At 70.4% G+C, this 13,480-nt stretch carries 13 protein-coding genes; all 13 read left to right on the forward strand.

What is annotated here, in order from left to right; genetic code table 11:
* Nucleotides 1-654 carry a bifunctional pyr operon transcriptional regulator/uracil phosphoribosyltransferase PyrR gene (gene pyrR, locus ACIBK8_RS20165; protein ID WP_399043178.1) on the forward strand — a complete coding sequence of 218 codons (654 nt, stop codon included), beginning with the start codon at nucleotides 1-3 and terminating at the stop codon, nucleotides 652-654.
* A gap of 95 nt (nucleotides 655-749) precedes the next feature.
* Nucleotides 750-1,745 carry an aspartate carbamoyltransferase catalytic subunit gene (locus ACIBK8_RS20170; RefSeq protein WP_399043179.1) on the forward strand — a complete coding sequence of 332 codons (996 nt, stop codon included), beginning with the start codon at nucleotides 750-752 and terminating at the stop codon, nucleotides 1,743-1,745.
* Nucleotides 1,746-1,747: 2 nt separating this feature from the next.
* Entirely contained in the window at nucleotides 1,748-3,034 is a 1,287-nt protein-coding gene (locus tag ACIBK8_RS20175; RefSeq protein ID WP_399043180.1) for a dihydroorotase, read from the forward strand.
* Entirely contained in the window at nucleotides 3,031-3,624 is a 594-nt protein-coding gene (locus ACIBK8_RS20180) for a hypothetical protein (protein WP_399043181.1), read from the forward strand. Before ACIBK8_RS20175 ends, ACIBK8_RS20180 begins: the two co-directional genes overlap by 4 nt.
* Complete coding sequence (gene carA / locus ACIBK8_RS20185; protein ID WP_399043182.1) at nucleotides 3,621-4,763, forward strand: glutamine-hydrolyzing carbamoyl-phosphate synthase small subunit; 1,143 nt, start codon at nucleotides 3,621-3,623, stop codon at nucleotides 4,761-4,763. The genes ACIBK8_RS20180 and carA overlap by 4 nt, the downstream gene beginning before the upstream one ends.
* Nucleotides 4,756-8,067, forward strand: coding sequence for a carbamoyl-phosphate synthase large subunit (gene carB, locus ACIBK8_RS20190; RefSeq protein ID WP_399043183.1), 3,312 nt, complete (start codon nucleotides 4,756-4,758; stop codon nucleotides 8,065-8,067). Before carA ends, carB begins: the two co-directional genes overlap by 8 nt.
* A gap of 81 nt (nucleotides 8,068-8,148) precedes the next feature.
* A complete protein-coding gene (locus ACIBK8_RS20195; protein ID WP_399043184.1) occupies nucleotides 8,149-9,258 on the forward strand; it encodes a quinone-dependent dihydroorotate dehydrogenase in 1,110 nt (369 codons plus the stop codon).
* A gap of 14 nt (nucleotides 9,259-9,272) precedes the next feature.
* Nucleotides 9,273-10,118: an orotidine-5'-phosphate decarboxylase gene (pyrF, locus tag ACIBK8_RS20200; RefSeq protein WP_399043193.1), complete on the forward strand. Its 846-nt coding sequence runs from the start codon at nucleotides 9,273-9,275 to the stop codon at nucleotides 10,116-10,118.
* A 203-nt stretch (nucleotides 10,119-10,321) separates the two neighbouring features.
* Entirely contained in the window at nucleotides 10,322-10,645 is a 324-nt protein-coding gene (locus tag ACIBK8_RS20205) for an integration host factor (protein ID WP_393685930.1), read from the forward strand.
* A gap of 38 nt (nucleotides 10,646-10,683) precedes the next feature.
* The gene (gene gmk, locus ACIBK8_RS20210) at nucleotides 10,684-11,301 is read left to right on the forward strand and encodes a guanylate kinase (RefSeq protein WP_399043185.1); all 618 of its coding nucleotides are present in this window, start codon (nucleotides 10,684-10,686) and stop codon (nucleotides 11,299-11,301) included.
* Nucleotides 11,302-11,372: 71 nt separating this feature from the next.
* Nucleotides 11,373-11,645, forward strand: a complete 273-nt coding sequence (gene rpoZ / locus ACIBK8_RS20215; protein ID WP_005319902.1) for a DNA-directed RNA polymerase subunit omega — start codon at nucleotides 11,373-11,375, stop codon at nucleotides 11,643-11,645.
* Between the two features lie 149 nt (nucleotides 11,646-11,794).
* Entirely contained in the window at nucleotides 11,795-13,027 is a 1,233-nt protein-coding gene (gene coaBC / locus ACIBK8_RS20220) for a bifunctional phosphopantothenoylcysteine decarboxylase/phosphopantothenate--cysteine ligase CoaBC (RefSeq protein ID WP_399043186.1), read from the forward strand.
* 244 nt (nucleotides 13,028-13,271) lie between these two features.
* A partial coding sequence (locus ACIBK8_RS20225; protein WP_399043187.1) for an S-adenosylmethionine synthetase N-terminal domain-containing protein occupies nucleotides 13,272-13,480 on the forward strand: 209 nt, incomplete at its 3' end.

Below are 13,480 nucleotides of genomic sequence, written 5' to 3' on the forward strand. Positions count from 1 at the left end.
ATGGACGCAAACAGTTCCGACGTACGTGCATCCGATGCACGTGCCCAGCGTCCCGCGCGCCCGGTGCTCGAAGGCCCGGACATCGCGCGGATGCTGACCCGCATCGCCCACGAAATCGTCGAACGCGCCAAGGGCGCCGATGACGTGGTGCTCCTGGGAATCCCCACCCGCGGTGTCTTCCTCGCCCAGCGGCTCGCCGCCAAGCTGGAGGAGATCACCGGCCGCGCCATCCCGGTCGGCTCGCTCGACATCACGATGTACCGCGACGACCTGCGCCTGGGCCCGGCCCGCACGCTCGCCCGCACGGAGATCCCCGCCGACGGCATCGAGGGCCGCGTGGTCCTCCTCGTCGACGACGTCCTCTTCTCCGGGCGCACGATCCGCGCCGCCCTGGACGCACTGGGCGACATCGGCCGGCCGCGCGCCGTCCAGCTCGCCGTACTCGTCGACCGCGGCCACCGCGAGCTGCCGATCCGCGCCGACTACGTGGGCAAGAACCTCCCCACGTCGCTGCGCGAGACGGTCAAGGTGCACCTCACCGAGGAGGACGGCCGGGACGCCGTGCTGCTCGGCGTGCGCTCCGCCGCGCCCCGCCCCGGCGCGGCCGACCAGACCCCGGTGGCCGAGCGGACCACCCCGGCCGGCGAGCGCTGACCGCAGCCGCGTACGGACCCGGTGACCCCGGGCCCGCACCCCTGCCTGCCCGACGGACATTCCCGTACGCCTCCTTCACCCACGGAGAACACCGGATGAAGCGTCACCTCATCTCGGCCGCCGACCTCTCGCGCGACGACGCCGTTCTGATCCTCGACACCGCCGAGGAGATGGCACGGGTCGCCGACCGGCCGATCAAGAAACTTCCCACCCTGCGCGGTCGCACCGTCGTCAACCTCTTCTTCGAGGACTCGACCCGCACCCGCATCTCCTTCGAGGCCGCCGCCAAGCGGCTCTCGGCGGACGTCATCAACTTCTCCGCCAAGGGCTCGTCGGTCTCCAAGGGCGAGTCGCTCAAGGACACCGCGCTGACCCTGGAGGCGATGGGCGCGGACGCCGTCGTCATCCGGCACGGCGACTCCGGTGCCCCGCACCGTCTGGCCACATCCGGCTGGATCGGCGGCTCCGTCGTCAACGCGGGCGACGGCACCCACGAGCACCCCACCCAGGCCCTGCTCGACGCCTTCACCATGCGCCGCCGCCTGGTCGGCGCGGACGCCGGCGCCGGCCAGGACCTCGCCGGCCGCCGGATCACCGTCGTCGGCGACATCCTGCACAGCCGCGTCGCCCGCTCCAACGTCCATCTGCTCACCACGCTCGGCGCCGACGTCACCCTCGTCGCGCCGCCCACCCTGGTGCCGATCGGCGTCGAGAACTGGCCCTGCGAGGTCTCCTACGACCTGGACGCGGTCGTCGGGACGTCGGACGCCGTGATGATGCTGCGCGTCCAGCGCGAGCGGATGAACGCCGCCTTCTTCCCGACCGAGCGCGAGTACGCGCGCCGCTACGGCCTGGACGGCGAGCGGATGGCCCGGATGCCCGAGCACGCCATCGTGATGCACCCGGGGCCGATGAACCGCGGGATGGAAATCACCGCCGAGGTCGCCGACTCGCCGCGCTGCACCGCCGTCGAGCAGGTCACCAACGGTGTCAGCATCCGGATGGCGGTCCTCTACCTGCTCCTGGGCGGCAACGAGCCCGCCCTCACCGCCGCCACCGGCACCAGCACCCGCACCGAGGAGAACAAGTAACCATGAGCAAGATCCTTATCCGCGGGGCGAAGGTCCTCGGTGGCGAGCCGCAGGACGTGCTGATCGACGGCGAGACCATCGCCGAGGTCGGCACGGGCCTGAGTGCCGAGGGTGCCCGGGTCGTCGAAGCGGCCGGCCAGATCCTGCTGCCCGGCCTCGTCGACCTCCACACCCACCTGCGGGAACCGGGCCGCGAGGACTCCGAGACCGTGCTGACCGGCACCAAGGCCGCGGCCGTCGGCGGCTTCACCGCCGTGCACGCGATGGCCAACACCTTCCCGGTCGCCGACACCGCCGGCGTCGTCGAGCAGGTCTGGCGCCTGGGCAAGGAGTCGGGCTACTGCGACGTGCAGCCCATCGGTGCGGTGACCGTCGGCCTGGAGGGCAGGAAGCTCGCCGAGCTGGGCGCGATGCACGACTCCGCGGCCGGTGTGCGGGTCTTCTCCGACGACGGCAAGTGCGTGGACGACGCCGTCATCATGCGGCGCGCCCTGGAGTACGTGAAGGCGTTCGACGGCGTCGTCGCCCAGCACGCGCAGGAGCCCAGGCTGACCGAGGGCGCCCAGATGAACGAGGGCATCGTCTCCGCCGAGCTGGGTCTCGGCGGCTGGCCGGCCGTCGCCGAGGAGTCGATCATCGCCCGCGATGTGCTGCTCGCCGCGCACGTCGGCTCCCGGGTGCACATCTGCCACCTCTCGACCGCCGGGTCCGTGGAGATCGTGCGCTGGGCCAAGTCCAAGGGCTGGAACGTGACCGCCGAGGTCACCCCGCACCACCTCCTGCTGACCGACGAGCTGGTCCGCTCCTACAACCCGGTCTACAAGGTCAACCCGCCGCTGCGCACCGAGGCCGACGTCATGGCGCTGCGCGAGGCGCTCGCCGACGGCACCATCGACTGCGTCGCCACCGACCACGCCCCGCACCCGCACGAGGACAAGGACTGCGAGTGGGGCGCGGCGGCCATGGGCATGGTCGGCCTGGAGACCGCGCTCTCCGTCGTCCAGCACACGATGGTCGACAGCGGGCTGCTGGACTGGGCAGGCGTCGCCGACCGGATGTCCTTCCGCCCGGCGCACATCGGCCGCCTCACCGGCCACGGCCGCCCCGTCTCGGCGGGCGAGCCCGCCAACCTCACGCTGCACGATTCCGCTTACCGTGGAGTGGTGGACCCCACGGGCTTCGCCTCCCGCAGCCGCAACACCCCCTACGAGGGCCGTGAGCTGCCGGGACGCGTCACCCACACCTTCCTCCGGGGCCGCGCAACGGTCGTCGACGGGAAGCTCGCGTGACTCCTCACCTCACCACACTCGCCGCAGCACAGAAGTCCGCCGAGGTCACCGACTGGGCGGCCCGCATCGGCTGGGTCGTCGGCCTGCTGCTGTTCGTCGTCCTCGTCTACTGGCTGATGCGCCAGGGCTGGAAATGGCGCCGCACGCTCCAGGGCGGCCTGCCCGAACTGCCCGCGGCCCCGGCCACCACGGCAGAGCCCACGCTGACGATGAGCGGTCGCTACCACGCCTCCACCACCGCGGGGCAGTGGCTCGACCGGATCGTCGCCCAGGGCCTCGGCACCCGCAGCCGCGCCGAACTGACCCTCACCGACCAGGGCGTGTCCGTCGTCAGGCCGGGCGCGCAGGACTTCTTCGTGCCGGCCGCCGCGCTGCGCGGCGCCCGCCTCGACAAGGGCATCGCGGGCAAGGTCCTCCCCGAGGGCGGCCTGCTGATCATCACCTGGGAGCACGGCGGCACGGAGATCGACTCCGGCTTCCGCTCCGACCGGGCGGCCGACCACCCGGCCTGGGTCGAGGCCGTGAACGCGCTCAGCCCCCGGCACACCACCAGCACCACCGAGCACACCGAAACGGAAGGCGCACGATGACGACCTCCACCAGGGGGACCTCCAAGATCCCCGCCGTACTCGTCCTGGAGGACGGCCGCAGCTTCCGTGGCCGTGCCTACGGGGCCGTGGGGGAGACCTTCGGCGAAGCGGTGTTCTCCACCGGCATGACCGGCTACCAGGAGACCCTGACCGACCCGTCGTACCACCGCCAGGTCGTCGTCATGACCGCCCCGCACATCGGCAACACCGGGGTGAACGACGAGGACGACGAATCGCAGCGGATCTGGGTGTCCGGCTACGTCGTCCGCGATCCCGCCCGCATCCCGTCCAACTGGCGCTCGGTGCGCTCCCTGGACGAGCAGCTCGTCGCCCAGGGCGTCGTCGGCATCAGCGGCGTCGACACCCGCGCGCTCACCCGCCACCTGCGCGAGCGCGGCGCCATGCGGGTCGGCATCTTCTCCGGCGACGCGCTGCCCGACGAGGGCACCATGCTCGCCAGGGTGCGCCAGGCCCCCGAGATGCAGGGCGCGAACCTCAGCGAGCAGGTCGCGACGGAGGAGGCGTACGTCGTCCCCGCCGTCGGCACGAAGAAGTTCACCGTCGCCGCCGTCGACCTCGGCATCAAGGGCATGACCCCGCAGCGGATGGCCGAGCGCGGCATAGAGGTGCACGTGCTGCCCGCCACCGCCACCGTCGAGGACGTCTACGCGGTCGCGCCCGACGGCGTGTTCTTCTCCAACGGGCCGGGCGACCCGGCCACCGCCGACCACCCGGTCGCGGTCATGCAGGGCGTCCTGGAGCGGAAGACGCCGCTCTTCGGCATCTGCTTCGGCAACCAGATCCTGGGCCGCGCACTGGGCTTCGGCACCTTCAAGCTCAAGTACGGCCACCGCGGCATCAACCAGCCGGTGCAGGACCGTACGACCGGCAAGGTCGAGGTGACCGCCCACAACCACGGATTCGCCGTCGACGCCCCGCTCGACAGGGTCTCCGACACCCCCTTCGGCCGCGCCGAGGTCTCGCACGTCTGCCTCAACGACAACGTGGTGGAGGGCCTGCACCTCCTCGACCAGCCGGCTTTCAGCGTCCAGTACCACCCCGAAGCCGCCGCGGGCCCGCACGACGCCGCGTACCTCTTCGACCGCTTCGTCCAGCTCATGGAGGGCCAGCGTGCCTAAGCGCACCGATATCCAGTCCGTCCTGGTCATCGGCTCCGGCCCGATCGTGATCGGTCAGGCCGCCGAGTTCGACTACTCCGGCACCCAGGCATGCCGGGTCCTCAAGTCCGAGGGCCTGCGCGTCATCCTGGTCAACTCCAACCCCGCCACGATCATGACCGACCCGGAGATCGCCGACGCCACGTACGTCGAGCCGATCACCCCCGAGTTCGTCGAGAAGATCATCGCCAAGGAGCGGCCCGACGCGCTGCTGCCGACCCTCGGCGGCCAGACGGCGCTGAACACCGCCATCTCGCTGCACGAGTCCGGCACCCTCGACGCGTACGACGTCGAGCTGATCGGCGCCAACGTCGAGGCGATCAACAAGGGCGAGGACCGCGACCTGTTCAAGGAGGTCGTCGCTGCGGTCAACCGCAAGATCGGCCACGGCGAGTCCGCGCGCTCGTACATCTGCCACTCCATGGACGACGTCCTCAAGGGCGTCGACGAGCTGGGCGGCTACCCCGTCGTCGTCCGCCCCTCCTTCACCATGGGCGGCGCGGGCTCCGGCTTCGCGCACAACGAGGAGGAGCTGCGCCGCATCGCGGGCCAGGGCCTCACGCTCTCGCCGACCACCGAGGTGCTCCTGGAGGAGTCCATCCTCGGCTGGAAGGAGTACGAGCTGGAGCTGATGCGCGACAAGAACGACAACGTCGTGGTCGTCTGCTCCATCGAGAACTTCGACCCGATGGGCGTGCACACCGGTGACTCGATCACCGTCGCCCCGGCGATGACGCTCACCGACCGCGAGTACCAGGTCCTGCGCGACATCGGCATCGCCGTGATCCGCGAGGTCGGCGTCGACACCGGCGGCTGCAACATCCAGTTCGCGGTCAACCCGGAGGACGGCCGGGTCATCGTGATCGAGATGAACCCGCGCGTCTCGCGCTCCTCCGCGCTCGCGTCGAAGGCCACCGGCTTCCCGATCGCCAAGATCGCCGCCCGGCTCGCGGTGGGCTACACCCTCGACGAGATCCCGAACGACATCACCGAGAAGACGCCGGCCTCCTTCGAGCCGACCCTCGACTACGTCGTCGTCAAGGTTCCCCGCTTCGCATTCGAGAAGTTCCCCGCCGCCGACGCCACGCTGACCACCACCATGAAGTCGGTCGGCGAGGCCATGGCCATCGGCCGCAACTTCCCCGAGGCGCTCAACAAGGCGCTGCGCTCGCTGGAGAAGAAGGGCAGCCAGTTCGACTTCGTCGACGCGCCTGGCGACAAGGCCGAACTGCTGGCCACGGCCCAGGTTCCGACCGACGGCCGGATCAACACCGTGATGCGCGCGATCCGCGCGGGCGCCACCCCGCAGGAGGTCTTCGACGCGACGAAGATCGACCCGTGGTTCGTCGACCAGCTCTTCCTGATCAAGGAGACCGCCGACGAGATCGCGGCCGTCGACCAGCTCGGCCCCGAAATCCTCGCGGAAGCAAAGCGTCACGGCTTCTCGGACGCGCAGATCGCCGCGATCCGCGGGCTGCGCGAGGACGTCGTCCGCGAGGTCAGGCACGCCGTCGGCGTCCGCCCGGTCTACAAGACCGTCGACACCTGCGCCGCCGAATTCGCCGCCAACACCCCGTACTTCTACTCGTCCTACGACGAGGAGTCCGAGGTCGCCCCGCGCGAGAAGCCCGCCGTGATCATCCTCGGCTCCGGCCCCAACCGCATCGGCCAGGGCATCGAGTTCGACTACTCCTGTGTGCACGCCTCCTTCGCGCTCAGCGACGCCGGCTACGAGACCGTCATGGTCAACTGCAACCCGGAGACCGTCTCGACGGACTACGACACCTCCGACCGCCTGTACTTCGAGCCGCTGACCCTCGAAGACGTGCTGGAGATCGTGCACGCCGAGACCCAGGCAGGACCGGTGGCAGGTGTCATCGTCCAGCTCGGCGGCCAGACCCCGCTGGGCCTCGCCCAGGCGCTCAAGGACAACGGCGTACCGATCGTCGGCACCTCGCCCGAGGCCATCGACCTCGCCGAGGAGCGCGGCGCCTTCGGCCGGGTGCTGACCGAAGCCGGACTGCCGGCCCCCAAGTACGGCACCGCGTTCTCCTTCGACGAGGCCAAGGCCATCGCCACCGAGATCGGCTACCCGGTCATGGTCCGCCCCTCGTACGTGCTCGGCGGCCGTGGCATGGAGATCGTCTACGACGAGCCGTCGCTGGGCGAGTACCTCACCCGCCACGCCGGCCTCATCGACCAGCACCCGGTCCTCATCGACCGGTTCCTCGACGACGCCATCGAGATCGACGTCGACGCCCTCTACGACGGCACCGAGCTGTACCTCGGCGGCGTCATGGAGCACATCGAGGAAGCCGGCATCCACTCCGGCGACTCCGCCTGCGCGCTGCCCCCGATCACCCTCGGCGGCTTCGACATCAAGCGGCTGCGCGCGTCGACGGAGGCCATCGCCAAGGGAGTCGGCGTCCGCGGACTGATCAACATCCAGTTCGCCATGGCGGGCGACATCCTCTACGTCCTGGAGGCCAACCCGCGCGCCTCCCGCACGGTCCCCTTCACCTCGAAGGCCACCGCGGTGCCGCTCGCCAAGGCAGCCGCCCGCATCTCGCTGGGCGCCACCATCGCCGAGCTGCGCGACGAAGGCATGCTGCCGAAGACCGGCGACGGCGGCACCCTCCCGCTCGACTCGCCGATCTCCGTCAAGGAAGCCGTCATGCCCTGGTCGCGGTTCCGCGACGCGTCGGGCCGCGGCGTGGACACCGTCCTCGGCCCGGAGATGCGCTCCACCGGCGAGGTCATGGGCATCGACTCGGTCTTCGGCACCGCGTACGCCAAGTCCCAGTCCGGCGCCTACGGAGCGCTGCCCACCAAGGGCCGCGCCTTCGTCTCGGTGGCCAACCGCGACAAGCGCTCGATGATCTTCCCGGCCCGCGAACTGGTCGCGCACGGCTTCGAGTTGCTCGCCACGTCCGGCACCGCCGAGGTGCTGCGCCGCAACGGCATCAAGGCCACCGTCGTCCGCAAGCAGTCCGAGGGCGAGGGCCCCAACGGCGAGCGGACCATCGTCCAGCTCATCCACGCCGGCGAGGTCGACCTCATCGTCAACACCCCCTACGGCACCGGCGGCCGGCTCGACGGCTACGACATCCGCACCGCGTCCGTCGCCCGCGGCATCCCCTGCCTGACCACGGTCCAGGCGCTGGCCGCGGCCGTGCAGGGCATCGAGGCGATGTCCCGCGGAGACGTCGGCGTACGTTCCCTCCAGGAACACGCGCACCATCTCACCGCAGCCCGCGAGGAGTAGGGCACACCGAGGGGGACACCGGACGGTGTCCCCCTCTTCGTGAGCCCCCGATGTCCTTGTGCGAAAGGCCCGCCCCCGACGATGTACCGCCTCTTCTTCCACCTGATCTTCAAGCGGATGGATCCCGAGCAGGCCCACCACCTGGCCTTCGGCTGGATCCGCCGCGCCGCCCGCGTCCCGGTGCTGCGCACCTTCGTCGCAGCCGCCCTCGCGCCCCGCTTCAAGGAGCTGCGCACCGAGGCGCTCGGCCGCCGGATGCACGGCCCCTTCGGCCTGGCCGCCGGCTTCGACAAGAACGCCACCGCCGTCGACGGCATGACGATGCTCGGCTTCGACCACGTCGAGATCGGCACCGTCACCGCGCAGCCGCAGCCGGGCAACCCCAAGAAGCGCCTCTTCCGGCTCGTGGCGGACCGCGCGCTGATCAACCGCATGGGGTTCAACAACGACGGTTCCGCCGCCGTCGCGGCCCGCCTCGCCGCCCGCAACCCCGTCTTCCGCACCACCCTCGGCGTCAACATCGGCAAGACCAAGATCGTGCCGGAGGAGGAAGCGGTCGGCGATTACGTCACCTCCACCGAGCGGCTCGCCGCGCACGCCGACTACCTGGTCGTCAACGTCTCGTCCCCGAACACCCCGGGACTGCGCAACCTCCAGGCCACCGAGCACCTCAGGCCGCTGCTGACCGCCGTCCGCGAGGCCGCCGACCGTACGGTCCCCGGACACCGGGTGCCGCTCCTGGTCAAGATCGCCCCGGACCTCGCCGACGCGGACATCGACGCGGTCGCCGACCTCGCCGTCGAACTCGGCCTGGACGGCATCATCGCCACCAACACCACCATCGCCCGCGAAGGACTTGGCCTGACCTCCGACCCGGCACTGACCGCCGAGACCGGCGGCCTGTCCGGCGCCCCCGTCAAGGAGCGCTCCCTGGAAGTGCTGCGCCGCCTGTACGCCCGCGTCGGCGACCGGATCACCCTCATCGGCGTCGGCGGCATCACCACCGCCGAGGACGCCTGGCAGCGCATCCTGGCAGGCGCCACCCTCGTCCAGGGCTACAGCGCCTTCATCTACGAAGGCCCCTTCTGGTGCCGCGCCCTCCACAAGGGACTCGCCGCCCGCCTGCGCAACAGCCCGTACGCCACGCTCGCCGACGCGGTCGGCGCCGAACACAAGAAGGTGACCGCATGACCGCCGGCCCCGCCATGACGCCCTCCGTGCTCGCGCCCTTCGGCGCCCGCCTGCGCCACGCCATGGACGAGCGCGGCCCGCTCTGCGTGGGCATCGACCCGCACGCCTCGCTGCTGGCCGACTGGGGCTTGAACGACGACGTCGCGGGCCTGGCACGCTTCACCCGCACCGTCGTGGAGGCACTCGCCGACCGCGTCGCCGTGCTGAAGCCGCAGTCCGCCTTCTTCGAACGTTTCGGCTCGCGCGGCCTCGCCGTCCTGGAGACCGCCGTCGTCGAGGCACGCGAGCGCGGCGCCCTCGTCCTGATGGACGCCAAGCGCGGCGACATCGGTTCCACCATGTCCGCCTACGCCGCGACGTACCTCGATCCGGCCTCCCCGCTGTTCTCGGACGCCGTCACGGTCAGCCCGTTCCTCGGCTACGGCTCCCTGCGCCCGGCCCTGGACCTGGCCGCGGCGAACGGCTGCGGCGTCTTCGCGCTGGCCCTGACCTCCAACCCGGAGGGCGAGGAGATCCAGCGGGCGGTGCGCGCGGACGGCCGCAGCGTGGCGGCCACCGTGCTCGGGCACCTCGCGGAGGAGAACGCGGGCGCGGACCCGCTCGGTTCCTTCGGCGCGGTCGTCGGCGCCACCCTCGGCGACCTCTCCGCGTTCGACCTGGCGATCAACGGCCCGCTGCTCGCCCCCGGCATCGGAGCCCAGGGCGCCACCCCCGCCGACCTCCCGAGGGTCTTCGGGGACGCGGTCCGCAACGTCGTGCCGAGCGTCAGCCGGGGGGTGCTCCGGCACGGTCCTGACACCGCCGCGCTGCGTGACGCCGCGGCCCGATGTGCCGACGAAGTGCAAAAGGCAGTCGGATAGCCGGGACTTTGGTCCCGAATTGTCCTGGTCAGCAGAGTCTGACCAGGACTTTTCGTCCGTTCTCGCTGACTCCGGCGCTCTTGGCCGCTAGTCTCCGTCGAGAGCACCGCACGTAAGAGCGTTGCTCGTTGCTCCGCAGATGCGGGGCGACTAGGTTCCACACGGTCCGTATCCGACAGTTCGACATCCGAGGTGACGTAGGCGTGGCTCTTCCGCCCCTTACCCCTGAACAGCGCGCAGCCGCGCTCGAGAAGGCCGCCGCGGCTCGCCGGGAGCGCGCCGAGGTCAAGAATCGGCTCAAGCACTCCGGTGCCACCCTCCACGAGGTCATTGAGCAAGGCCAGAAGAACGACGTCATCGGCAAGATGAAGGTCTCCGCCCTCCTTGAGTCGATGCCCGGCGTGGGCAAGGTCCGCGCGAAGCAGATCATGGAGCGGCTCGGGATCTCCGAGAGCCGCCGTGTGCGGGGCCTCGGCGTCAACCAGATCGTTTCCCTGGAGCGTGAGTTCGGGCGCGCGACGACCTGAGTTTTCCGGCACGGCCGGGAAGCTGGAATAATCGCTGCATGGCTGCAACATCCCCGGGGACAACCCCCGTGCCCCCGGACGCTCGTCCGCGACTGACCGTGCTCTCCGGCCCCTCGGGGGTCGGCAAGAGCACGGTCGTCGCTCATATGCGCAAAGTTCACCCCGAGGTCTGGCTCTCGGTCTCGGCCACCACCCGCAAGCCGCGCCCCGGAGAAAAGCACGGCGTCCAGTACTTCTTCGTCGAGGACGAGGAGTTCGACAAGCTCATCGCCAACGGCGAACTGCTGGAGTGGGCGGAATTCGCCGGCAATCGCTACGGAACCCCCCGCCAGGCGGTACTCGACCGCCTGGAGTCCGGGGAGCCCGTCCTGCTGGAGATCGACCTCCAGGGTGCCCGCCAGGTCCGTGAGTCCATGGGGGAGGCGCACCTGATCTTCCTGGCTCCGCCGAGCTGGGACGAACTGGTCCGCAGGCTCACCGGCCGCGGCACGGAGGCGCCCGAGGTGATCGAACGGCGCCTGGAGGCCGCGAAGACCGAGCTGGCCGCCGAGACGGAATTCGACGTGACGCTCGTCAATACCTCCGTCGAGGACGTCAGCCGTGAGCTGCTAGCCTTGATGCTGCGGCGTAATGGGGACGGAAAGATCAGCGGCTGACACCGCGAGTTCCCGGCCTCCGCCAATTTTTTTGCTTCACACCGGCTTCATACCCCTTCGGAAGGCAGAGAGTGTCCTCTTCCATCACCGCGCCCGAGGGCATCATCAACCCGCCGATTGATGAGCTTCTCGAGGCCACCGACTCGAAGTACAGCCTCGTGATCTACGCAGCGAAGCGTGCGCGTCAGATCAACGCGTACTACTCGCAGCTCGGCGAGGGCCTGCTTGAATACGTCGGCCCGCTCGTCGACACCCACGTCCACGAGAAGCCCCTGTCGATCGCGCTCCGCGAGATCAACGCGGGTCTGCTGACCTCCGAGGCCATCGAGGGCCCGGCTCAGTAACCGGCTCAGTAAGCGGCACAGCACCTTCACCGAGGGCCCGGCAGGGCGTCTCCCGGCGGAATCCGGGGAACCTGCCGGGCCCTCGGTGTGTCCGGGGGTGTTTCCATAGGAGCAGACGTTCGGACCGAGGCTCGGGGAGCAGCGAAGCGATGGACAAGCGGGAGCGGGACACGCCCAAGGTCGTCCTGGGAGTCAGTGGCGGCATCGCCGCGTACAAGGCGTGTGAGCTGCTGCGGCGGCTGACGGAGTCGGGGCACGACGTCCGCGTGGTGCCGACCGCGGCGTCGCTGCACTTCATCGGCGAGGCCACCTGGTCGGCCCTGTCCGGCAATCCCGCCTCCACCGAGGTCTGGGAATCCGTCCACGAAGTCCCGCACGTCCGCATCGGCCAGGCCGCCGACCTCGTCGTGGTCGCCCCCGCCACCGCCGACCTGCTGGCCAAGGCCGCCCACGGCCTCGCCGACGACCTGCTGACCAACACCCTCCTGACCGCCCGCTGCCCGGTGGTCTTCGCCCCCGCGATGCACACCGAGATGTGGGAGAACCCGGCCACCCAGGAGAACGTCGCCACCCTGCGCCGCCGCGGGGCGATCGTGATCGAGCCCGCCGTCGGCCGGCTCACCGGCGTCGACACCGGCAAGGGACGCTTCCCCGACCCCGGCGAGATCTTCGAGCTCTGCCGCCGGGTACTGGCCCGCGGCCCGCAGGCGCTCCGGGCCGACCTCGCGGGCCGCCATGTCGTGGTCAGCGCAGGCGGCACCCGCGAACCGCTGGATCCGGTGCGCTACCTGGGCAACCGCTCGTCGGGCAGGCAGGGCTACGCGCTGGCCCGTACGGCCGCGGCGCGGGGGGCCAGGGTCACCCTCGTCGCGGGCAACACCGAGCTGCCCGATCCCGCGGGGGTGGACGTGGTGCGCATCGGTACCGCGGTCCAGCTGCGCGAGGCGGTGCTCAAGGCGGCGGCCGACGCCGACGCGGTGGTCATGGCGGCGGCGGTGGCCGATTTCCGGCCCGCCAGTTACGCAGCCGGAAAAATCAAGAAGAAGGACGGGCAGGAGCCGGAACCGGTCACGCTGGTTCGGAATCCAGACATCCTCGCCGAGCTCTCCGCCGACCGGGCCCGCCCCGGGCAATTGGTGGTCGGATTCGCCGCCGAGACCGACGATGTGCTCGCCAACGGGCGCGCCAAGCTGGCGCGAAAGGGCTGCGACCTGCTGGTCGTCAACGAGGTCGGCGAGCACAAGACCTTCGGGTCGGCCGAGAACGAGGCGGTGATCCTCGCCACGGACGGAACCGAGACGCCGGTGCCCCACGGACCCAAGGAAGCGCTGGCCGACACGGTATGGGACCTCGTCGCGGCCCGGCTCGCAGGGCAGGCGTGACTGACGGCTCAATTGCCCCACCGGTCCGACGTTTACCGGTGCGCCCTCTTGACCCGACGGGCCCATACGGATGATCGTCCTTCCGTGGACCGTGGTGTCCCAGGTCACGGGGGGTCCATAAATCGAGACTGCGTGTCCGAACAACGCACACGACCGATAAACTGGCAGTGGAACGGGCCGAGCGCAGCTCTCGAGCCCGTCCGCCAATGATCAGCCAGCAGCCGCTGCAACCCCAGGGAGCGATGTGTCCCGCCGCCTGTTCACCTCGGAGTCCGTGACCGAGGGCCACCCCGACAAGATCGCTGACCAGATCAGCGACACGATTCTCGACGCGCTCCTGAAGGAGGACCCGTCTTCCCGGGTCGCGGTCGAGACGTTGATCACTACCGGCCTGGTGCATGTGGCCGGTGAGGTGACGACGAAGGCGTATGCCGACATTCCCAGTCTGGTGCG

The organism is Streptomyces sp. NPDC050161 (genome assembly GCF_044460025.1).
In the GTDB taxonomy this organism is placed as follows: domain Bacteria; phylum Actinomycetota; class Actinomycetes; order Streptomycetales; family Streptomycetaceae; genus Streptomyces.

What these genes read in the sequence shown, in the direction of transcription:
- ACIBK8_RS20175 (WP_399043180.1), top strand. Translation starts at nt 1,748, where the DNA reads ATGAGCAAGATCCTTATCCGCGGGGCGAAGGTCCTCGGTGGCGAGCCG.
- pyrF (WP_399043193.1), top strand. Translation starts at nt 9,273, where the DNA reads ATGACGCCCTCCGTGCTCGCGCCCTTCGGCGCCCGCCTGCGCCACGCC.
- pyrR (WP_399043178.1), top strand. Translation starts at nt 1, where the DNA reads ATGGACGCAAACAGTTCCGACGTACGTGCATCCGATGCACGTGCCCAG.
- coaBC (WP_399043186.1), top strand. Translation starts at nt 11,795, where the DNA reads ATGGACAAGCGGGAGCGGGACACGCCCAAGGTCGTCCTGGGAGTCAGT.
- carA (WP_399043182.1), top strand. Translation starts at nt 3,621, where the DNA reads ATGACGACCTCCACCAGGGGGACCTCCAAGATCCCCGCCGTACTCGTC.
- gmk (WP_399043185.1), top strand. Translation starts at nt 10,684, where the DNA reads ATGGCTGCAACATCCCCGGGGACAACCCCCGTGCCCCCGGACGCTCGT.
- ACIBK8_RS20195 (WP_399043184.1), top strand. Translation starts at nt 8,149, where the DNA reads ATGTACCGCCTCTTCTTCCACCTGATCTTCAAGCGGATGGATCCCGAG.
- ACIBK8_RS20170 (WP_399043179.1), top strand. Translation starts at nt 750, where the DNA reads ATGAAGCGTCACCTCATCTCGGCCGCCGACCTCTCGCGCGACGACGCC.